General features: G+C 44.2%; 18 protein-coding genes and 1 riboswitch. Of the genes, 11 read left to right on the top strand and 7 right to left on the bottom strand.

The genetic code is table 11. The annotated features are described in order from the left end of the window. Positions 1–274 precede the first annotated feature (274 nt). From PR709_RS15900 to PR709_RS15890, 3 genes are all read left to right on the top strand, one after another. Entirely contained in the window at positions 275–478 is a 204-nt protein-coding gene (locus PR709_RS15900) for a hypothetical protein (RefSeq protein WP_004925135.1), read from the top strand. Positions 479–967: 489 nt separating this feature from the next. Continuing rightward, positions 968–1,666: a DUF1190 family protein gene (locus PR709_RS15895; protein WP_004925139.1), complete on the top strand. Its 699-nt coding sequence runs from the start codon at positions 968–970 to the stop codon at positions 1,664–1,666. 6 nt (positions 1,667–1,672) lie between these two features. Further along, positions 1,673–2,833, top strand: coding sequence for a glutathionylspermidine synthase family protein (locus tag PR709_RS15890; protein ID WP_004925143.1), 1,161 nt, complete (start codon positions 1,673–1,675; stop codon positions 2,831–2,833). Between the two features lie 106 nt (positions 2,834–2,939). Here PR709_RS15890 and ygiD read toward each other — a convergent pair whose 3' ends face one another. Both ygiD and ribB read right to left on the bottom strand, forming a co-directional pair. Beyond that, positions 2,940–3,728: a 4,5-DOPA dioxygenase extradiol gene (gene ygiD, locus PR709_RS15885; RefSeq protein WP_036944116.1), complete on the bottom strand. Its 789-nt coding sequence runs from the start codon at positions 3,726–3,728 to the stop codon at positions 2,940–2,942. Between the two features lie 165 nt (positions 3,729–3,893). Further along, a complete protein-coding gene (gene ribB, locus PR709_RS15880) occupies positions 3,894–4,547 on the bottom strand; it encodes a 3,4-dihydroxy-2-butanone-4-phosphate synthase (protein ID WP_004925150.1) in 654 nt (217 codons plus the stop codon). Positions 4,548–4,703: 156 nt separating this feature from the next. Next, positions 4,704–4,854: riboswitch (FMN riboswitch) on the bottom strand. A gap of 282 nt (positions 4,855–5,136) precedes the next feature. Here ribB and ubiK point away from each other — a divergent pair. Continuing rightward, complete coding sequence (gene ubiK, locus PR709_RS15875; protein WP_004925153.1) at positions 5,137–5,421, top strand: ubiquinone biosynthesis accessory factor UbiK; 285 nt, start codon at positions 5,137–5,139, stop codon at positions 5,419–5,421. A 94-nt stretch (positions 5,422–5,515) separates the two neighbouring features. Here the strand turns inward: ubiK and hldE are convergent, their stop codons facing one another. The 3 genes from hldE to PR709_RS15860 form a co-directional block, all read right to left on the bottom strand. Beyond that, on the bottom strand, positions 5,516–6,946 hold the full coding sequence (gene hldE, locus PR709_RS15870) for a bifunctional D-glycero-beta-D-manno-heptose-7-phosphate kinase/D-glycero-beta-D-manno-heptose 1-phosphate adenylyltransferase HldE (RefSeq protein ID WP_004925155.1): 1,431 nt from the start codon (positions 6,944–6,946) through the stop codon (positions 5,516–5,518). A 71-nt stretch (positions 6,947–7,017) separates the two neighbouring features. Next, positions 7,018–9,879 carry a bifunctional [glutamate--ammonia ligase]-adenylyl-L-tyrosine phosphorylase/[glutamate--ammonia-ligase] adenylyltransferase gene (gene glnE / locus PR709_RS15865; protein WP_004925158.1) on the bottom strand — a complete coding sequence of 954 codons (2,862 nt, stop codon included), beginning with the start codon at positions 9,877–9,879 and terminating at the stop codon, positions 7,018–7,020. A 9-nt stretch (positions 9,880–9,888) separates the two neighbouring features. After that, positions 9,889–10,851: a CYTH domain-containing protein gene (locus PR709_RS15860; RefSeq protein WP_004925160.1), complete on the bottom strand. Its 963-nt coding sequence runs from the start codon at positions 10,849–10,851 to the stop codon at positions 9,889–9,891. 391 nt (positions 10,852–11,242) lie between these two features. Between PR709_RS15860 and PR709_RS15855 the strand changes: the two genes are divergently transcribed. Together PR709_RS15855 and PR709_RS15850 are read left to right on the top strand one after the other, a co-directional pair. Next, positions 11,243–11,860: a TIGR04211 family SH3 domain-containing protein gene (locus tag PR709_RS15855; RefSeq protein WP_014657632.1), complete on the top strand. Its 618-nt coding sequence runs from the start codon at positions 11,243–11,245 to the stop codon at positions 11,858–11,860. Between the two features lie 9 nt (positions 11,861–11,869). After that, entirely contained in the window at positions 11,870–13,114 is a 1,245-nt protein-coding gene (locus PR709_RS15850) for a multifunctional CCA addition/repair protein (RefSeq protein WP_014657631.1), read from the top strand. 44 nt (positions 13,115–13,158) lie between these two features. On the opposite strand, the gene folB is transcribed toward PR709_RS15850, so the two are convergent. Further along, positions 13,159–13,518 carry a bifunctional dihydroneopterin aldolase/7,8-dihydroneopterin epimerase gene (folB, locus tag PR709_RS15845; protein WP_004925173.1) on the bottom strand — a complete coding sequence of 120 codons (360 nt, stop codon included), beginning with the start codon at positions 13,516–13,518 and terminating at the stop codon, positions 13,159–13,161. Between the two features lie 114 nt (positions 13,519–13,632). On the opposite strand from folB, the gene plsY reads away from it, so the two are divergent. Beyond that, positions 13,633–14,289, top strand: a complete 657-nt coding sequence (gene plsY / locus PR709_RS15840) for a glycerol-3-phosphate 1-O-acyltransferase PlsY (protein ID WP_004925177.1) — start codon at positions 13,633–13,635, stop codon at positions 14,287–14,289. Between the two features lie 199 nt (positions 14,290–14,488). Continuing rightward, positions 14,489–16,021, top strand: coding sequence for a methyl-accepting chemotaxis protein (locus tag PR709_RS15835; protein WP_004925180.1), 1,533 nt, complete (start codon positions 14,489–14,491; stop codon positions 16,019–16,021). A 106-nt stretch (positions 16,022–16,127) separates the two neighbouring features. Here PR709_RS15835 and tsaD read toward each other — a convergent pair whose 3' ends face one another. After that, on the bottom strand, positions 16,128–17,156 hold the full coding sequence (gene tsaD, locus PR709_RS15830) for a tRNA (adenosine(37)-N6)-threonylcarbamoyltransferase complex transferase subunit TsaD (protein WP_004925183.1): 1,029 nt from the start codon (positions 17,154–17,156) through the stop codon (positions 16,128–16,130). Between the two features lie 326 nt (positions 17,157–17,482). Between tsaD and rpsU the strand changes: the two genes are divergently transcribed. The 3 genes from rpsU (at position 17,483) to rpoD (ending at position 21,584) form a co-directional block, all read left to right on the top strand. After that, on the top strand, positions 17,483–17,698 hold the full coding sequence (rpsU, locus tag PR709_RS15825) for a 30S ribosomal protein S21 (protein WP_001144069.1): 216 nt from the start codon (positions 17,483–17,485) through the stop codon (positions 17,696–17,698). A gap of 115 nt (positions 17,699–17,813) precedes the next feature. After that, positions 17,814–19,559, top strand: a complete 1,746-nt coding sequence (dnaG, locus tag PR709_RS15820; protein WP_004925191.1) for a DNA primase — start codon at positions 17,814–17,816, stop codon at positions 19,557–19,559. 117 nt (positions 19,560–19,676) lie between these two features. After that, positions 19,677–21,584 (top strand): RNA polymerase sigma factor RpoD, encoded by a 1,908-nt coding sequence (rpoD, locus tag PR709_RS15815; RefSeq protein ID WP_120752680.1) that lies wholly within the window; start codon positions 19,677–19,679, stop codon positions 21,582–21,584. Positions 21,585–21,586 lie beyond the last annotated feature (2 nt).

Here is a 21,586-nt window from a genome sequence, read left to right as displayed (position 1 = left end):
GCGCCAACCTCCCTCCTTTTTTAACTTTCCTTTCTTAAACACGTTGATGATCACCACGGCCTAAATTGCACGCTGTCATCAGTGAAAAATTTGTGTTTTCTCCTCCATCAATAAATTAACAAAATCTATTAATATAAAATAAATTCAATAGGTTACAATGAAATCTAGCATAAATTATGGAGTTTGCGTCAGTGAATGCAAAGCCATTTTTCTCAATAATTAGGGAGTGATATAAAACGAGCTCCTTAATTGATAGATAACAGATGGAAATATTATGAAGAGATTTATTCTTCTTGCATTATACACGACGCTTATACTGCCAACTATGGGTGCACAAGCATCCCCACGCTCTCATCATACTGAGGCAAAAATTTCAGCATCACCAGTTAAAGCACATAAAAATAAAAAGCCAACACCACCGCCAAAAAAGAAAAAAGCCCCAAGAAAACATAAATCTAAAATTCCACCAAGACCATAATTGGGACTAATGTGCATGGGTGTGTTTATGAATTTAAACCACCCATTATTTAGCAAGCAAAGTATCTTTAACTGATAAAGCCCTTTTATTTAGTGAATAATCACCATAAAACAGGGTTTTTGATTTTATAAAAAGCCTAAAACATCATGTAGTAATAGTAGAAATTCGTATAAATATCGTTTTTGCTATCTAAAAGAGTGCAACCAGACTTTATTGATTATTTCTTTGTGCAAAATCAGCCAACTCTGATGAGAAACATTAAGTAATAAATCAAAAAACCAACAAAATATAATCTATTGAAATAAAACAAAAATAGTTATACTTTTTCTAAAATAACTTCTCTTGCGTATTAATTCTGACGAGGAATTTGCAAAATTTATTATTTAATCGCATTTCATTGGCATTTCTGCTTTAATTTTCAACGTATTTCCCCTATCCTAGAGTCAACAAAACTAACCTCTTACTCACTCTTAATTCAGGGTAATTACCATGACCATGAAGCGTACCAAGCATATTAATCAAGACGCATTTCGTAAGTCTTGGCGTTCATATCGCTTAGCACCCGTTGCTATTGCCGTTAGTGCTGTATTTATGCTCTCCGCTTGTGAAGAAAGCGATGAGACTGTTTCTCTGTATACCAATGCGCAGGATTGTAGCCAAGCTAATCCTTCTCAAGCTGAACAATGTACTTTAGCCTACAACAACGCATTACAAGAAGCGGCAAAAACAGCCCCTAAATATGCAACGAAAGAAGATTGTATCGCCGAATTTGGCGAAGCAATGTGTACTCAAGCACCTGCACAGGCTAGTTTCTCAAGTACCGCAGGTAATGGTGAACAAACAGCTCAAGCACAAAGTAGCTCTGGTAGCATGTGGATGCCATTGATGATGGGTTACATGATGGGTCGAATGATGGGCGGTAGTGCACCTTCACAACCACTTTTTAGCTCTAAAAACCCAGCTAGCCCAGCTAATGGCAAATTTGTCGATGCTACAGGTAAAAGCTATGGTCCCGCTGTTGCAGGTGGACGTTCAATCAGCGTACCAAAAACAGCAATGGCACCTAAGCCACCAACCACTTCCACCATCACTCGTGGTGGCTTTGGCGACACGGTGAATAAGCAAGCGATGGCACAGAAATCTTCCTCGTCTAAATCTTCTTCATCTTCCCGTTCAATGGGTGGTTGATAAGTAATGAAACGAGTACCAATTATTGAGCGCCCTGATTGGCGCGAAAAAGCAGCTGAATTTGGCTTTGGTTTTCATACCATGTATGGCGAGCCATACTGGTCTGAAGACGCTTACTATCAATTCTCAATGGCGCAAATTGAAGAAATTGAAGATGCCACTGCTGAATTACACCAAATGTGTTTAAAAGTGGTTGAACGGGTTGTTGAAAGTGATGAGTTACTTGCGCGCTTTCAAATCCCAAAACACTGTTGGGAGTTTGTACGCCAATCGTGGAAGACGAGCCAACCTTCGCTCTATTCACGCCTTGATCTGGCCTACGATGGAGTTAACCCTCCTAAGCTACTAGAGAATAATGCTGATACACCGACATCGCTCTATGAGTCAGCCTTTTTCCAGTGGATTTGGTTGGAAGATCAGATCAATGCAGGGAAACTACCAGAAAACGCCGATCAATTTAACAGTATTCAAGAGCAGTTGATCGAACGTTTCACTCAGCTTAAAGATCAACATGGTTTCCGTCTGCTGCATATGGCGTGCTGCCGTGATACCGATGAAGATCGTGGCACTGTTCAGTACCTACAAGATTGTGCTCATGAAGCAGGTGTCGCAACTGAATTCCTTTATATGGATGAAATTGGCTTAGGTGAAAGAGGTGAATTCACAGATACACAGGATCAGATCATTAGTAATCTGTTTAAACTGTATCCGTGGGAATTTATGCTCAGAGAAATTTTTTCTACCAAATTGGAAGATGCCGGTGTACGTTGGTTAGAGCCAGCTTGGAAGAGCATTATTTCGAATAAAGCACTGCTACCAATGTTATGGGAAATGTTCCCAAATCATCCTAATTTGTTGCCAGCTTACTTTGCTGATGGCGAAAAACCAGAGCTTGAAAGTTATGTGATCAAACCACTATTTTCTCGCGAAGGGGCGAATATTCGTGTGATTGAAAAAGGCCAAGAGATTGCCTCAGCAGATGGTCCATATGGCGAAGAAGGCATGATCATCCAGCAGTTCCATCCGCTACCTCAATTTGAAGGTAACTATACATTAGTAGGAAGTTGGTTAGTGAATGATCAACCTGCGGGTATCTGTATTCGCGAAGACAAAGAGCTTATCACTCAAGACCTCTCTCGCTTCTATCCTCATGTCATTATTGACTGATAGACAAACGGCATGTTAACCATGCCGTTTTCTTCCACTAAAAACACAAGGCAGTAAATTTACCTTCAACGCGGGAAAGTCATTTTTGTTTACCTTTCCTAGCCTGTTATTCACCTACTTGCACCGATAGCATGCTCAAAGAGCCTGATACAATCCCTTCTGTCGGGGTAGATATTGCTTCTTTACCATCCCAGCTACCAATCACATACAACAAAGGTAAAAAATGCTCCGGTGAAGGGTTAGAACGCCTCCCATCTTCCCGTATAAGAGCCGCTGTCAAAGGGTGAGGTAACTGCTTGCTTGTTAGGTGCTCAATCACAAATTGCTCAAACGAACGCGCCCAAGGGTACGCCTCAACATTCGCATTTTGCCAATTCATTTCCCTCAGATTATGCACCACATTCCCACTAGCCATAATCATCACTCCCTGCTCTCTTAATGAGGCCAGCTTACGCCCCACTTCTAAGTGCCAAGCCGCAGGTTTTGTTCCATCAATACTCAATTGAACGACTGGAATATCTGCTTGAGGATACATACGAACGAGGATCTCCCATGCACCGTGATCTAGCCCCCATTCACTTTTATCTAAATAGACTGGTAATGGCGCTAATAAATCGGCGACTTGCTGAGCTAGTTCAGGGGAGCCTGATGCTGGATATTGCATTTGATACAAAGGTTCAGGAAAGCCGCCAAAATCATGAATGGTTCTTGGCTGAGCCATCGCGGTGACCGCGGTTCCTCGAGTATACCAATGTGCCGAGATCATCAAGATAGCTTTGGGTTTAGGCAGCGACTGTCCAAGAGCTGCCCATGCCTGAGTATATTGGTTATCTGATATCGCATTCATTGGGCTGCCATGGCCAATAAAAACCGCTGGCATTTTGTTCGCTGACATGAGTTTCATGCTCCATCTTACACATTATTATCTCAGCATACGCAGTTTAATAATAAATCACAGTAGATGGTGCTGAGCATCTTCGTCAAATAAATTGAATAAGCCACAAAGGTGTGCAACTTTGTGGCTTAAAATTCGATGCTAAATGTCTAACTCTCTGTTTGCTTAGCTCGCTTTCTTTTCCATCTGCAAACGGTATGCAACCAGATCTTCAATTGTTAAAACGGTCATACCATGTTCTTTAGCAAAAGCAACGACGTCCGGTGCGCGAGCCATTGTGCCATCATCGTTAGTCAATTCGCACAACACTCCCGCGGGTTTAAACCCAGCTAGTGTCGCTAAATCAATGCTCGCCTCTGTATGACCACGACGAGTCAGAACCCCGCCATCACGACCACGCAGCGGGAACACATGCCCTGGATGATGTAGATCTGCCGGCGTTGCATTATCAGCAATGGCAGCACGGATTGTTGTGATGCGGTCTGCTGCTGAAACGCCCGTCGTTACCCCTTTAGCTGCCTCAATCGTTACCGTAAAAGCAGTATTGTTTTGGCTGGTATTATTTTGCACCATCATAGGCAATTCAAGCTGTTTACGGCGTTCTTCCGTAATGCACAGGCACACAATCCCGCTACTATAGCGGATCGTCATGGCCATTTGTTCTGGCGTCATTGTTTCTGCGGCAAAAACAAGGTCGCCTTCATTTTCACGATCTTCATCATCGAGCACAAGCACACCTTGGCCTTGGCGCAATGCTGCAATGGCACGTTCAACACGTTCGATTGGATTACCGAATTCGGAAAGTAGCGTCTGATTCATGGTAAAAACCTCTTAAGTAATAATTTATTAGTTACCAGAATCAGGGCAGTCTTAGGAGTATGAGAACTGAATAAACAAAACAGCCACGAGTGTGCGCTCTGCCAATTCAGATATGAAAAGCAATACAGTGCTTCGATAGCACAATGATGCTAATACCGTTATTCTCTCCCATCCGGACTATAACCGTCGGCTCCAGATTCACACTGGATCTGCTGACCTTTACCCTAACAAATGATAAAGCGCTCGCGGGCTTCATGCCTAGGCATGTTACCGCCGGTGGGGACTTCCACCCCGCCCTGAGATAAGCGCATTCAATATAACGCCAATAATTACAACGTGCAACGGGCAAACCCAAAATTAACGGCTAACTCACATTTTCTGTCAAAAAAAATCAATAAAAAAACGAAGCGTTATTCATTCGAGTCACACATTAGATACGCTTAAGTGAAGATGAGTAATTGAGGAAGACAGGCCTATCTTGCACACCTTTATCTCAACTTGCTGCACAAGGTGCATATGGGCTTTATTACAAAGCATTCTAGTATTACACTATCGGCAAATTGATCTTTTAAAACTTAAGGACCCGCGAATGCTCGATCCGAAAAAAATTGAACAAGTAGCCCGCCAAATTCAAGGTGCTTTACCAAAAGGCGTCCGTGATTTGGGTGAAGATTTTGATAAGAAACTACGTTCACTGCTTCAGTCACAACTCAGTAAACTTGACCTTGTAAGCCGCGAAGAGTTTGATATTCAAACCCAAGTGTTATTGCGTACACGCGAAAAGTTAGCGCAAATGGAACAACGAGTGAAAGCATTAGAAGAGCGTTTTGGTGAACCAAAAGCGCTTGAAGAGAAGCCATCTGAACAAGAATAATTTCTTGCTCCCCTAGGCGGTAGCGCTATACGACGAATTTTGATAAGACCTGTGCCACATCTATCACAGGCCTTATCAACGGTATGTTTGTAGCTTATTTGCTGGTTTTCATAATATTTTTAATGATATTCGTCGTTGAAATACCATCTTCAAAGTTCAGTACTTTAACCTCACCACCCGCAGCCCAAACTTCCTCACTCCCAGCTATCTCTTCAGGGCGATAATCTCCCCCTTTCACCAGAACATCAGGTAGCACTTCACTAATTAAACGTTGTGGCGTGTCTTCTTCAAAAGGAACGACCCAATCGACAGATTCCAACGCTCCTAGCACAATCATACGCTGCTCCAGCGGATTGACGGGGCGAGTTTCCCCTTTAAGGCGGCGCGTCGAAGCATCACTATTTACGGCGACGATTAGCCTATCCCCTAGCTTACGAGCATTAGCAAGGTACGAAACATGGCCTGCATGCAGAATATCAAAACAACCATTTGTCATCACCACACGTTCGCCACGCAACCTCGCGTTTGCCACAGCCTGTTTTAGCTGCTTTTCATCCATCACACCAAAACCGTTATCGGCACGGCCGCGGATCGCATTCTCTAACTCGATAGGGGAAACGGTTGAAGTCCCCAATTTTCCAACGACCACACCTGCCGCAGCGTTAGCTAACGCACATGCCTCATGCAGAGGGCGACCTGAAGCAATAGAGGCCGCCAATACGCCAATAACCGTATCCCCCGCCCCTGTTACATCATAAACTTCTTGCGCTTCTGTCGGTAAATGTAGCGGTGGCTCATCACGGCGGATCAGGCTCATCCCTTGCTCAGAGCGTGTGATCAATAACGCTGTTAAATCGAGGGATTTCAATAAATTCATCCCCTTCTCTTCAACATCTTGGTTATCACGGCAACGACCGACAATGGCTTCAAACTCAGACATATTTGGTGTCAGCAACGTCGCCCCACGGTAGCGTTCAAAATCACTCCCTTTTGGATCAATCAGAACAGGCACGCCGGCTTTGTTTGCCAAGGCAATCATTTTTTGTACTTGCGATAATGCCCCTTTAGCATAATCTGACAATACCAATGCACCAATATGTGGCAAGGCTTGTTCAATACGTTCTAGCAAAGGTTGAACATCAATATTTTCAAAGCCTTCTTCAAAATCAAGGCGGATCAGTTGTTGATTACGTGACAACACCCGTAATTTCGTAATCGTGGGATGAGTTGGGATTGCCACAAAGTCACAACGTACTTTTACAGCATTCAAACTTTCAGTGAGTGCTTTTGCCGCATCGTCAATTCCCGTCAAGCCAACAAGGCGAGAGTTGGCGCCTAATGAAGCAATATTCATGGCTACGTTAGCAGCACCACCAGGACGCTCTTCAACCATATTGACTTTAACCACCGGCACCGGTGCTTCTGGTGAGATACGACTCGCTGGGCCATGCCAATAGCGGTCTAACATGACATCACCAACAACAAGTACACCTGCTTGTTTATAATCAGGGAGTGTTACTTTCATCCCAAAACTCCAGTTTTCAAAAGGAAGCTGTAATTAATTAACGCGATATTATCACAAAGCAATAGGCCGCGTTAATGATGCGATTCGACCGCCCCTAGCCATTTTTTCCAACTCGCTAAAACCTGTTCACGCTCAACGACAAACTGGCTGATATCCACTCTACTTGGCAATGATTGCAAAGCAAGATGATGTAATTCATCACGCATAGTCACATACGCCTGAGTTAAAGCATTGGCTTCATTTTCAGGCATCAACGCATGTTGAGCCATAAGTTCAAAGATACGGACATTATCAGACCAACGAGTTAACGATGGGTTTTCAGGTGCGTAGCGTAAAACAAGGTATTGTGCGATAAATTCAATATCGGTAATGCCACCTGGATCAGCTTTCAAATCAAATAGGTTACTTTGATGGCTCCCTAAGTGTTGATGCATTTTCAACCGCATATCACGTACTTGCTGACGTAATGTTTCTGCATCTTGTGGAGTACATAAGGTTTCATGGCGAATACGATTAAACTCTTGTTGTAATCTAGCATCGCCAAATACCATTCTAGCTCGGATCAATGCCTGATGTTCCCATGTCCATGCTTCATTTTTTTGATAATCATCAAAGGCTTCAATGGTACTGACTAACATACCAGACTCCCCTGATGGCCTTAAACGGGCATCCACTTCATACAGTACCCCAGAGGCTGTACGGGTACTAAATAGATGAATAATGCGCTGTGCAACACGTAAATAAAATTGCCTTGCGTCTATTGAACGCTCACCATTCGTGACAACCCCGATAGGGCAATCGAATAGAAACACCAAATCCAAATCGGAACTGTAGCCAAGCTCCCAGCCGCCTAATTTCCCATATCCCAATACCGCAAAACCATATTGTTTTTCATCTAATTGAGCAAGATGTGCTGGCTCACCGTAGCGTTTCACCATTTTTTGCCATGCTTGATGAACAACGGCATCAATGATCGCTTCAGCCAAATAGGTTAAATGATCACTGACTTTCATCACTGGCAAGACGCCCGTAATATCTTCCGCAGCAATACGCAATAATTGTGCTTGTTTAAATTGCCTTAATGCCTCAAGCTGTTGCTCTTCATCTTCTTCAGGCACTCGCATTAAATATTGACGTAATTCATCACGATATGCGGTTAAAGGTAGAGGTTGGTAAAGGGACTTCGGATCGAGTAGCTCATCAAGCAATAATGGGTGGCGGGCAAGCTGCTCCGCAATCATTGGGGATGCGGCACATAAGCGAATAACGTGAGTCAATACTTCATCAAATTCAAGCATCAACTCTAAATAGGTTGTTCGGCTAACTATGCTTAATAAAAGTGGTGTTAGACGTTCGACAACTTGCCCTGCATCCGCCCGCTCTCCCACTTTTGCCAATAATTTAGGCATTAATTCATCAAGAACATCTCGCCCACGCGGCCCTATCGTGCGTTTATTGAGGTCGTGACGAAACATCAAAATGCCATGAATGATTTTCTGGGCAACTTCCTCGTCCTGAGAAGGCAAGTAAGGGGCTAACTCCTCTTTAGTAAGCTCCCCTTGCCACAAGGTGATATAGATCTCATCGAAGCTATCTTGACGCTCTTCTTCATCATCCTGACCAATTTGTTCAGTAAAAATATGATGAACCATCGCCATTTTCTGCATGAGTTCTTGATAAAAAGCCTGCCAGTGTTCAAAGCCCATCCCCCAAGCTAAACGGGCTTGATTGAGAGCATCATCCGGTAGAGTCTGGGTTTGCTGGTCATCAATACTTTGCAATAAATTTTCCACCCGCCGTAAAAAGAGATAATTCTCTTGTAGCAGTTCGACTTGCTCGGCAGGAAGCAGTTCAAGCTCTCGAATACCTTTCATGGCTAGCAGTAATGATTGTGATTGCAGTGCCGGTTCGCGGCCGCCACGGATCAACTGAAAAACTTGAGTGATAAATTCAATTTCTCGAATGCCACCAGCCCCAAGTTTAATATTATCGACCAGCCCCCGACGGCGAACCTCTCGCTCAATCATATTTTTCATATTACGTAGCGATTGAATCACACTAAAATCGATATAACGGCGATAGACGAAGGGGCGTAGTAACTGACGCAATGTATCTGCATAATGTAGGCTATCTGGCCCCATAATACGTGCTTTAACCATTGCATAGCGTTCCCAATCACGCCCTTGCTCTTGATAATAATCCTCTAAAGCAGAAAAACTGAACACCAAAGGTCCACTGTCACCAAATGGGCGTAAACGCATATCGACACGATAGACAAAGCCCTCAACCGTGACTTGATCGAGGACGCGGATCAACTTTTGTCCTAGACGGGTAAAAAATTGCGCGTTATCTAGCTCTTTGCGTCCACCGCGTGTTACGCCATTTTCGGGATAGGCAAAAATCAAATCGATATCAGAAGAAAAATTAAGCTCTCCACCACCCAGTTTCCCCATTCCGAGAACCAGTAATGGCTGTGGGTTACCTTCGCTATCACAAGGCGTTCCCCACGATTGACTATATTGCTGATATAACCAATCTCTTGCGGCAACGATCACAGTTTCCGCTAAATGACTCAGTTGCTGTAAAGTTTCTTTTTCCGAACTGATCTTTAAGGCTTGCATCCAAGCGGCTCTGACTAGCATTTGATGGCGAAATGTCCGCAATACTCGCATCAAATGATCTTCATCTACCACCGATTCCAAATCCTTTCCAAGCCACTGCTCATAATATTGCCATTCGCTAGGGCTAGGTCGTTGCTCACGGATCTGCTGCAAAAAACGTGAATGCGCTAAAACCTGCTTTAACACAAAGTCACTAAAACTTAGTACGATGGCTTCTTCATCACTCAGAGGCAGTAATTCACTTCCATGATCGGCCAAACGTGCGATAACCCGCTCTCGTTGGCTGTGTAGCAACTCAGGAAAAGGATGCATATCAACACCTTAATGAATATCAGTATATTTCAAGGCAATTAACCACTGCGTGAAGGCCAATTTACATTTTAACCAGCGGCTGCTGTAGCAAAAGGTTTCTGCACTCAGTTTATCATCGGCAAGATCCGCGCGAAGCTGCTCTAAAGGAATATCCTGCACAAACTGGGGGGCAGAGTTGCGATAATGCACCAAAAACGCTTGGACAAAGCGTAAAAAGACATCAAGCCCTTCACGGGCACCCGCCTCATCGGCTAGCCAATAGGCTTCATGCTGTTGGCTTAGCTGCTGCATATGCATCAATGCTTGTTCTATGGGCTGTTGCTCATAATCAAACACCGTTTCTGGCTGTTGCAATGGCGCGCGCTCTGTTTGCATCAATGAATAGCCTCTTGCAGCTTTACTGGTGGAAGAGAGGCGCAAACCATCAATGTCGGCTAGCTTTTTCGCTAAATTCAGTACATCTGCAACGAAACCTTTTTTAAGTTCTAATTCAAATTCTTGAATAGGAAGATCTCGGGAGCCAGCAGAAATTTCCCCCTGATCGAAAACAATTTCGATTTCACTGTCTTCAAATGTCACTAGCCATTTTTCACGGGTAAAATTAGTACTAAAAAGGATCTGTAATTGTGACTGTAATTGCTGGACATCGGTGCCTTCTGGCCAAATTTCGACGGGAAAAGCGGGTAAATTGAGCTCTGGTGCATCAATATCAACATTATATTCAGGACGTTGATGCAATCCGCCAATCACTTGTCCTGCCGTTTTAATGGTCATTTCATAACGACCATCACAACCGCGAATACGCAATCCCATATCCCATTGACGCAGTTGGCGTGTTTCAGTATCGAAATAGATATTAGTCAGTTTCTTTGGTTCAGTATGTTGGTGGGAAAGTGTCGATAAAAATTGGCGTACTGGCTCAATTGCCGTGGTTTGAGCAGCCAATTTCAGTTCAACTTCTAGGTGGCTCATACATTTCCTTAATTGATAATTTCTCTGCAATTATATTACCCCAATCAGCGCCGAGTGAGAAAACAAAGCGCAAAGAAACCAAAAATTCTATGCTCTCAATTTATTTCAGGTGTTTATGTCAAGAAATGCAAGGAATTATACGCTATATAGTGAGTTAGGATAGTTCCCATTCTGGTTTTACATTTGCACACGCACACTTAACTCTTTAGTATTTGTACTCGTCGTACTTCAAGTTGTCGCAACACGCTGAGTTTTTGTTGACTAAGTCATCCGCGCGAATGGCATCGCTATCTATTTCGCTCACTCACCGTCTAGCCGCAACTCGAATGATCTAGAGTATGTCTACACATATGCCGCATTCATTCACCATAAATAATAGAAAGTAAATACTATGCGAAAAATACCATTATTACTCCTTTCAATCATGGGGCTAAGCCTATCAGTCAGCACCGTTGCCGCTGAAAAACGTTATATTTCTGATGACTTATCAACTTATGTGCATAGTGGGCCAGGAACAAAATATCGGATTGTTGGCACACTCAATGCGGGTGAAAGTGTTGAGCTTATCTCAACGGATGGTAATTTCGCTCAAGTCAAAGACGAACGTGGGCGTACAGTATGGCTTCCAGAAAACCAACTCAGTGACACACCGAGTATGAAAATACGTATTCCTGAGTTAGAAGCCGAAAATCAAAAATTACGTCAGCAACTCGAAAATATTGATAATACGTGGAATACACGCACGGCGGATATGCAACAGCGTGTTGCCGATAACGATAAAATCGTCAACCAATTGAAAGCCGAAAATGAAAAATTGAAAAATGAGCTTATTAAGTCTGGCAAGAAATTAGAAATTGCGGAAGTTAACCTTGATGACCGTCGTCGTGAACTCATATTACAATGGTTTATGTATGGTGGTGGCGTTGCGGGGGCTGGGCTTATTTTTGGTTTGATCCTGCCGCATATTATTCCGCGCCGTAAAAAACGTAATGATCGTTGGATGAGCTAAAAATTAATGATGAAAGTATATCTGGTCGGTGGAGCGGTACGAGATGAACTGCTTGGCCTTCCGGTCTCAGATAGAGACTATGTGGTGGTAGGGTCAACACCTGAAACGATGTTGGCCCAAGGTTTCCAGCAAGTGGGGAAAGACTTCCCGGTATTTCTTCACCCTCAAACCCATGAAGAGTACGCTCTAGCAAGAACTGAGCGCAAAACAGGCGCAGGGTATACTGGATTCAGTTGCTATTCCGCCCCAGACGTGACCATTGAAGATGATCTTCTACGCCGTGATCTCACTATCAATGCCATCGCTAAAGATGACCAAGGACAGTTGACCGATCCCTATAATGGGGTCGATGACTTAAAGGCGAGAGTCTTACGTCATGTGTCTGAGGCATTTGCTGAGGATCCACTACGCGTTTTACGCGTAGCGCGTTTTGCCGCTCGTTACGCTGAACAAGGTTTTCATATTGCCCCCGAAACCCTATCGTTAATGCAAACCATGACGGCATCTGGTGAACTTACTCATCTAACCGCTGAACGTGTTTGGGCAGAAACCGAAAAAGCCTTGAAGTCCAAATCACCGCAGGTCTACTTTGAGGTACTCCGTCAATGTGGGGCCCTTGCCGTGCTATTTCCCGAAATCGATAATTTGTTTGGCGTGCCAGCTCCTGCCAAATGGCACCCAGAAATTGATACGGGGATACACACCCTAATGGTGTTACGTATGGCCGCCCAACTTTCCACTGATGTTGATATTCGCTTCTCTGCACTGTGCCACGATGTCGGTAAGGCACTCACTCCCAAAACTATCTGGCCTAGCCATCCTCATCATGGCGAAGCTGGTGTTGCCCTAATCGATAACTTGTGTGATCGCTTAAAAATTCCTAATAGCGCGAGGGAGCTTGCACGCCTAACCGCTCGTTTCCATGATAAAATTCATGTCATAAATCGATTAACAGCCCAAGAGCTGGTTCAATTATTTGATGGATTAGACAGTTGGCGTAAACCTGAGCGAATAGCCCAATTGGGGGTGATTAGTGAAGCTGATGCGCGTGGTCGCGCTGGCTTTGAACAGCAAGCGTATCCACAAGCGGAGTTTTTTCGCCAAGCTTTTCATGTTGCCCAAACGGTTAGCGTTAAGCCTATTGTTGAGCAAGGGTTTCAAGGTCCCAAAATCCGAGAAGAGCTGACTCGCCAACGCATTGAACAGATTGAACAGTGGCGGCAACAGCAAACACTGTTACCTATTAATGCCTAACCGATAGTTGGCGGCGATACACCGCCCTATCTTTCTTTTCAGTTTTAAGCGGGTCTAGTGCCTCTTTCAATAATAACACCCACACTTTTCGCCCGCACAACTGCGCCTGGCTTAGCAACTTTAATGCGTACCCAAGGGCAACAAAAATGACCTAATAGAAGTTGAGCGACTTCTTCCGCGACACGCTCTACTAAGCCAAATTTGTTTTTACTGACATGATCCATAATGGCTTGGCTAATTTGCGCGTAATCGAGACAATCGGTGACATTATCGCTCCTTGATGCTCGTTTGTTATCCCATCCCATTTCGATATCGAGCACGAGTTTCTGCTCAATTTTTTGTTCCCAGTCATATACACCAATGGTGGTGATGACTGATAATTGTTCAATAAATACGATATCCATCACGTCATTTTCTCGTTTATGTGCTGAATTGATACCACTTCATGGAAAATATGCGTATTATCCAATGAGTGAAATAAATTGTGTATATATACCCCAACTGTTTTGGAGTTTGCTATGAGTGCAACCGCGCTTGGCATGATAATCTTTGCCTACCTTTGTGGCTCAGTTTCAAGTGCTATACTGATCTGCCGATTGGCAAGATTGCCCGACCCTCGTCAACACGGCTCAGGTAACCCTGGAGCAACCAACGTCTTGCGCGTCGGCGGTAAATTAGCCGCAGCCGCAGTGCTCATTTGTGACGTCCTAAAGGGGATGCTCCCGGTTTGGTTGGCTTATTATCTAAAAGTTCCTCCATTCTATCTTGGCTTTGTCGCGATTGCAGCTTGTCTGGGACATATTTACCCCGTTTTCTTCCGTTTTAAAGGCGGGAAAGGTGTCGCAACGGCATTTGGCTCTATCGCCGCTATCGGCTGGGATCTTTCTGGCTTAATTGCGGGCACTTGGTTACTCACGGTACTTCTTAGCGGCTACTCTTCATTAGGTGCCATTATCGGTGCACTACTTGCCCCATTCTATGTTTGGTGGTTTAAGCCCGAGTTCACCTTCCCTGTGGCGATGCTCTCCTGCCTCGTCTTAGTGCGCCATCATGGTAATATTCAACGTTTATGGCGCGGGCAAGAAAGCCGTATTTGGCAAAAGCTCAAAAATAAGAAACAAAAAACCCCGAAAGAAATCGCTCAAGAAGCAAAAGAGCAGGAACAAGAAGATTAATATTAAGAGGCTGTCATAACAGCCTTTTTTATGCTTTCAACATAATTGACCTACTCCTATCCAAACTCTGTACCAAACTTAAGTGATATTGCGGGTAAAAATCAGATAAACATCAAATTATTATAAATAATGCCTAATGATAATTTGAAATAAGTCGAAATATACCATTGAGAAACTCAACAATTATAATGGTGTATTTATGACGAGCATTCCCTTTATTACACAAAACGAATATCAATTAGAAGACGATACCACACTGATGACCACGAGTGATTTAGATGGCAATATCACTCACGCAAACGATGACTTTATTAAAGTAAGTGGTTATTCACTCTTGGAACTGATGAACCAACCTCATAACATCATTCGCCACCCTGATATGCCTAAAGCAGCCTTTGCGGACATGTGGAGTACCTTAAAAAAGGGGGAGCCATGGACTGGTATTGTAAAAAATCGCCGTAAAAACGGTGATCACTATTGGGTTAGAGCCAATATTTGCCCAATGATGAGAGAAGGTGTTATCACGGGTTATATGTCGATTCGAACAAAAGCCTCACGAGAAGAAATCGCCAGTGCTGAGCCGCTCTATCGGGCATTAAACCAAGGGCGCCCCCCTCATAAATTACATAAAGGCCTCGTGTTAGCAAAGCACTGGTTTGGACAATACCCTGCGCTGTCGATACGTTGGCGTATTCGATTACTGATGATCCTGTTATTTACGGGTTGGATAAGCGTTGCTGCACTCTCGGGCCTACAAGGCTTGTCTTTTCTTCACGCAACCGTTCTCACCTTAATCACCTTATCCGCTAGCAACGTTTTACTTGAACGTATGGTGGCGAAGCCTATCGAAAATGTTGCTAGACAAGCCCTTGATGTGGCAAGAGGCGAGCGCCACAGTATCAGCCATCTTCATCGTGTTGATGAAATTGGGATGATATTACGATCTATTGGTCAACTCGGATTAGTGTGCCGGTGGTTAACCAACGACGTGTCTTACCAAATCAGTAATGTGCACAACGAAAGTGAACTATTAGTTAACGATTGTGATGAACTAGAACAGCATACCCAAAAAACAGTGGGCTATGTGCAACAAACGGTAGCGGCGATGAATCAAATGTCAGTGTCCGTACAAATGAACGCAGATAATACGATACAGGCGGATAAACTCTCTGGTCAGACAAGCGAAACCGCAATTCATGCAGCGGAAGCCATGAAAAATGTTGTCCAAACCATGGATGAAATTGTTCACAGTACGAATAAAATCAACGCTATTACCGATGTGATTAAAACGATCGCTTTTCAAACCAATATATTGGCCCTTAATGCCGCTGTTGAAGCAGCTCGAGCAGGAGAGCAAGGAAAAGGTTTTGCGGTTGTTGCAGATGAAGTGCGTAGCCTTGCCAGCCGAAGTGCGAGCGCCGTAAACGATATTCGTGACCTTATTGATGACTGTGAAAACAAAGTACATTCAGGCAAATTGCACGTACACACCACGGGAGATACATTGCAAGAAGTGGTCAAGCAAGTACAGGATGTCACCCAACTGATCAGCCATATCAGCAACGCAACTTCCGAACAAGCAGCCGGACTCACTGAAATCACACAGGCCGTCTTTGAACTCGAATCCATCGCCCAGAAAAATACCGTGTTAGTCGAGCAAAGTGCTAATGCCTCTGAGGTCGTCAAAAAACATGCGATAAGATTGGATGATGCGATAACTATTTTGCACTAATCACCGTTTCTGGATCTAAAAAAGAAAACGAGATATCGGGAGACAATAAATTAGCGGCGACTCAATTGACAATAAATGGGCCGCCGCGCTAATCACACTTTCGATACTATTCGCGAGTTTCGACTAATGGTGGAAGCTCCGCTAATGGCCAACGCGGGCGCACTGTAACGCCTAAGCCTGTTGTCGCGCCGCCTTTTAAGCGGATCAGCCCCGCTAATGCAATCATCGCACCATTATCAGTACAGAACTCTGGGCGTGCATAAAACACCTCCCCCCCACGCTGCTTTAGCACCTCTTCCATTTTAGCGCGTAGTGTACGATTGGCACTCACTCCCCCCGCCATAACTAGGCGTTTAAAACCGGTTTGTTCAAGTGCACGCTTGCATTTTATGGCTAATGTATCCACTACGGCATCTTCGAAAGCGCGTGCAATATCTGCGCGAGTTTGCTCATCATCCGCATTTTCCCGAATGGTATTAGCGGCAAAGGTTTTCAGCCCTGAAAAGCTAAAATCAAGCCCTGGTCGGTCGGTCATTGGTCGAGGGAAAACAAAACGACCTTCTGTGCCTTGTTGTGCCATACGCGATAACACTGGCCCCCCCGGATAATCTAACCCGAGTAGTTTTGCTGTTTTATCAAATGCTTCACCCGCGGCATCATCAATAGACTCACCGAGTAATTCATATTCACCAATACCAGTCACACTAATTAGCTGGGTATGCCCCCCTGACACTAATAAAGCAACGAATGGAAACTCAGGGCTTTTTTCCTCCAGCATCGGTGCTAGTAAGTGCCCTTCCATATGATGAACAGCAACAGCAGGAACGCCCCATGCAAAGGCTAGCGAACGTCCCACGGTGGCACCAACCATTAAAGCGCCTACAAGCCCCGGCCCCGCTGTATAAGCGACCGCATCAATATCGGCACTCGTAAGATTGGCTTGTTTAAGCGCGGCCTGAATGAGTGGAACCGTTTTGCGAATATGATCGCGAGAGGCCAATTCAGGAACCACGCCACCGTAGTCAGCATGAACTTTTATTTGGCTATATAATTGATTAGCTAATAGACCGGCCTTATCATCGTAGATTGCGATCCCGGTTTCATCGCAGGATGTTTCGATACCTAAAACGCGCATTGCACTACCCTTGTTTGTTGCATGAGCCAAAGTCTATCATTAAATTCAGGCTATCGTATAATTTATGATGCCAAAAGGCTGACTTTTCCTGTTGTATAGTCTATAATCAGTGCCCTGTAATAAATTTCGTGTGGCTAATTTTCATTATTACCTAAACTCGCTGTTTTTTTCATCAAAAAAACAACGAAATGGTAATCTTGTGTGTTTCAATTTTATACGGCACTTTACAAACCCGTACTCATTGAAGTAAAATTCCGCACCATTTTAAATGACGGCTGGTGGAATAAAGCCAGCAACAACCCGATTTCTATTGAGGTGAGAGGCACATGCCGGTAATTAAAGTACGTGAAAACGAGCCATTCGACGTTGCATTACGTCGTTTCAAACGTTCCTGCGAAAAAGCAGGAGTCTTAGCTGAAGTTCGTCGTCGTGAATTCTATGAAAAACCAACGACTGAGCGTAAACGCGCTAAAGCATCTGCTGTTAAGCGTCACGCTAAGAAACTGGCTCGCGAAAACGCACGCCGTACTCGCCTGTACTAATTGGTCGCGGTAACCACCGCAATCATCACAGGCAGTATTAGTAAGCAGTTAAAGGCCGTGCTTTCCTGAGGGAAGCGCGGCTTATTATCGTTCATCAACAGGCGAAAAGAGGCTTATGGCTGGACGAATCCCGCGTTCATTTATCAATGATTTGTTAGCGAGAACCGACATCATCGATTTAGTCGATGCAAAAGTCCCGTTAAAGAAACAGGGTAAAAATCATCACGCGTGCTGTCCGTTCCATAACGAAAAAACACCATCTTTCACGGTGAACAGTGAAAGGCAGTTTTATTACTGCTTTGGCTGTGGTGCACATGGTAATGCGATCGATTTCTTGATGAATTACGACAAACTCGATTTTGTTGAAGCCATCGAAGAATTATCCGCCTTACATGGCCTTGATGTTCCTTATGAAACGGGAACTGGCACAAGCCAAATTGAACTTCATCAACGGCAAAATCTGTATCAGTTGATGGAGAAAATAAACCATTTTTACCACGCTGCCTTAAATCATCCATCGGCAAGTAAAGCCAAAGATTATTTAAGCCAACGTGGTTTATCGGCTGACGTTATTGAGCATTTCTCGATAGGTTTTGCCCCTGTCGGATGGGACAACCTGCTCAAAAAATTTGCCGTAAACCCAGAAAGTCGCAAACAGCTTGATGATGCAGGTATGTTAGTGACGAATGATAGTGGCCGTACCTATGACCGTTTTAGGGAACGGGTAATGTTCCCCATTCGAGATCGTCGTGGGCGTGTTATCGCTTTTGGTGGGCGTGTTTTAGGTGACGCATTACCGAAATACCTAAACTCACCGGAAACCGATATTTTCCATAAAGGCCGGCAGCTATTTGGCCTCTATGAAGCAACGCAACACAACAGTGAACTTGATAAATTACTGGTTGTTGAAGGCTATATGGACGTTGTTGCATTGGCACAATACGGTATCCGTTATGCGGTTGCCTCACTTGGAACCTCAACAACCTCTGAACATATTCAGTTGCTCTATCGTTCAACAGATACGGTTATTTGCTGTTATGACGGCGACCGTGCTGGGAGAGAGGCAGCTTGGCGAGCCCTTGAAAATGCATTGCCCTATTTGACCGACGGTCGTCAATTACGGTTTATGTTTTTACCTGATGGCGAAGACCCTGATTCTTTAGTTCGCAAAGAAGGTAAAGAAGCATTTGAATTACGAATGAATGACGCACAAACATTATCGTCATTTCTATTTGATTCACTCGTGCCACAAGTTGACTTAAAAACACAGGAAGGACGAGCAAAATTTAGTAAGCTCGCCATCCCTTTGATAAAACAAATACCTGGTGAAACATTGCGCCTATATATGGCTCAAGAGCTAGGAAATTTTATTGGTATACCGGATATTTCTCAGGTTCTTGCTATGATTGATAGAGAGAATGCAGAACCGGTAAATTACCAAGCACCGAAATTAAAACCAACCACAATGCGTATTTTAATCGCGTTGTTGGTACAGAATCCGAGTTTTTCGGAATTCGTTCCCTCGCTAGAGGGGATAGCCCATATCCAAATGCCGGGGCTTTCTCTATTTCAGGAATTGGTTGATGTTTGCCGTTCCACCCCTGGTATGACGACTGGGCAGTTGCTTGAGCTGTATCGTGACAATAAATTCGCGAGTCAACTTGAAAAACTGGCAACTTGGAACGATATAGAAATAGAGGAGATAGCGGAAAAGACATTTAAAGATGCTTTAAACCATCTATTTAATAGCGCGCTTGACGAGCGTTTTGACTACTTGATAGCCAAAGAACGAACTGAAGGGCTGACCCCAGAAGAGCGCGCAGAAGTCCGCCTAATCACGCTTTCACGTGTGAAGACATAACTGAATACCAAACGGCTTAAGTGCCGATTTACTAAAGGCAAATGCCTGTAAAATGCTACGATTTTAAAGGGGCGTAGCGTAATAATAAAAATCCCCTTTGAATGTTCTTGTTGGCCGATTGTTTCGCCGACCGACACCAATCTAAATACTCAGAAGTGTGGATACCGTCTTATGGAGCAAAACCCGCAGTCGCAGCTTAAGCTACTCGTAACCAAGGGTAAAGAGCAAGGTTACTTAACCTATGCTGAGGTCAACGACCATCTGCCGGAAGATATCGTCGATTCAGATCAGATTGAAGATATCATCCAGATGATTAATGACATGGGCATCCAGGTCATGGAAGAAGCACCTGACGCCGATGATTTGATACTGGCTGAAACCACATCCGACACGGATGAAGATGCGGCAGAAGCTGCAGCACAAGTTCTATCCAGTGTTGAAAGTGAAATTGGTCGTACTACAGACCCTGTGCGCATGTATATGCGTGAAATGGGAACAGTCGAACTCTTAACCCGTGAGGGTGAGATCGACATCGCAAAACGTATTGAAGATGGCATAAACCAAGTTCAATGCTCTGTTGCAGAGTACCCTGAAGCCATCACTTATCTCCTTGAACAGTATGATCACGTCGAGGCAGGCGAAAGCCGTTTATCCGACCTGATCACCGGTTTCGTCGACCCTAACGCTGAGGAAGATCTCGCACCAACTGCAACACACGTTGGCTCTGAACTTCCACAAGAAGAGTTAGATAAAGACGACGATGAAGACGAAGATGATGAAGACGGCGATGACAGCGATAGCGATGATGATAACAGCATCGATCCTGAACTAGCCCGTGAAAAATTCAGCGAATTGCGCGCGCAATACGAAAAAACACGTCAGCACATTAAGCAATTTGGTCGTAACAATGCACAAACCGCACAAGCGATTGAAGAGCTTTCTGAAGTCTTCAAACAGTTCCGCTTAGTGCCAAAACAATTTGACTATCTGGTCAATAACATGCGTGAAATGATGGATCGCGTTCGCCTTCAAGAGCGTACCATCATGAAACTGTGTGTTGAACAGTGCAAAATGCCTAAGAAAAACTTCATCACGCTATTTAGCGGTAATGAAACCAGTGAAACTTGGCTAACAGCCGCCAAAGCGATGAACAAGCCTTGGTGTGAAAAGCTGGTTGAAGTTGAAGAAGAGATTTTGCGTTGTCTGCAAAGATTACGTCAAATTGAAGAAGAAACAGGCCTGACTATTGAGCAGGTGAAAGATATCAACCGTCGCATGTCTATTGGTGAAGCCAAAGCTCGCCGTGCGAAAAAAGAGATGGTTGAAGCGAACTTGCGTCTGGTTATTTCGATCGCGAAAAAATATACCAACCGTGGTTTGCAGTTCCTTGACTTGATCCAAGAAGGGAATATCGGTCTGATGAAAGCGGTTGATAAGTTTGAATATCGCCGTGGTTATAAATTCTCGACCTATGCAACTTGGTGGATCCGTCAGGCAATTACGCGTTCTATCGCGGATCAGGCTCGTACCATCCGTATTCCTGTTCACATGATTGAAACCATCAATAAATTGAACCGTATCTCTCGTCAGATGCTACAGGAAATGGGCCGTGAACCTTCACCAGAAGAGTTAGCGGAACGCATGATGATGCCGGAAGATAAGATCCGTAAGGTACTGAAAATAGCTAAAGAGCCTATCTCTATGGAGACGCCAATTGGTGATGATGAAGATTCACATCTCGGCGATTTCATTGAAGATAATACTTTAGAACTGCCATTAGACTCAGCAACTTCAGAAAGTCTACGTTCGGCAACTCATGAAGTATTAGCTGGCTTGACTGCACGTGAAGCAAAAGTACTGCGTATGCGTTTTGGTATCGATATGAACACTGACCACACGCTAGAAGAAGTGGGTAAACAGTTCGATGTTACCCGTGAGCGTATCCGTCAGATCGAAGCAAAAGCACTGCGTAAATTGCGTCATCCAAGCCGCTCAGAAGTTCTACGTAGCTTCCTTGACGAATAATT

This window comes from Providencia sp. PROV267 (assembly GCF_028477825.1).
GTDB lineage: Bacteria > Pseudomonadota > Gammaproteobacteria > Enterobacterales > Enterobacteriaceae > Providencia > Providencia stuartii.
The sequence above is the reverse complement of the archived record's forward strand: the minus strand, read 5'-3'. Positions and strand labels throughout refer to the sequence as shown.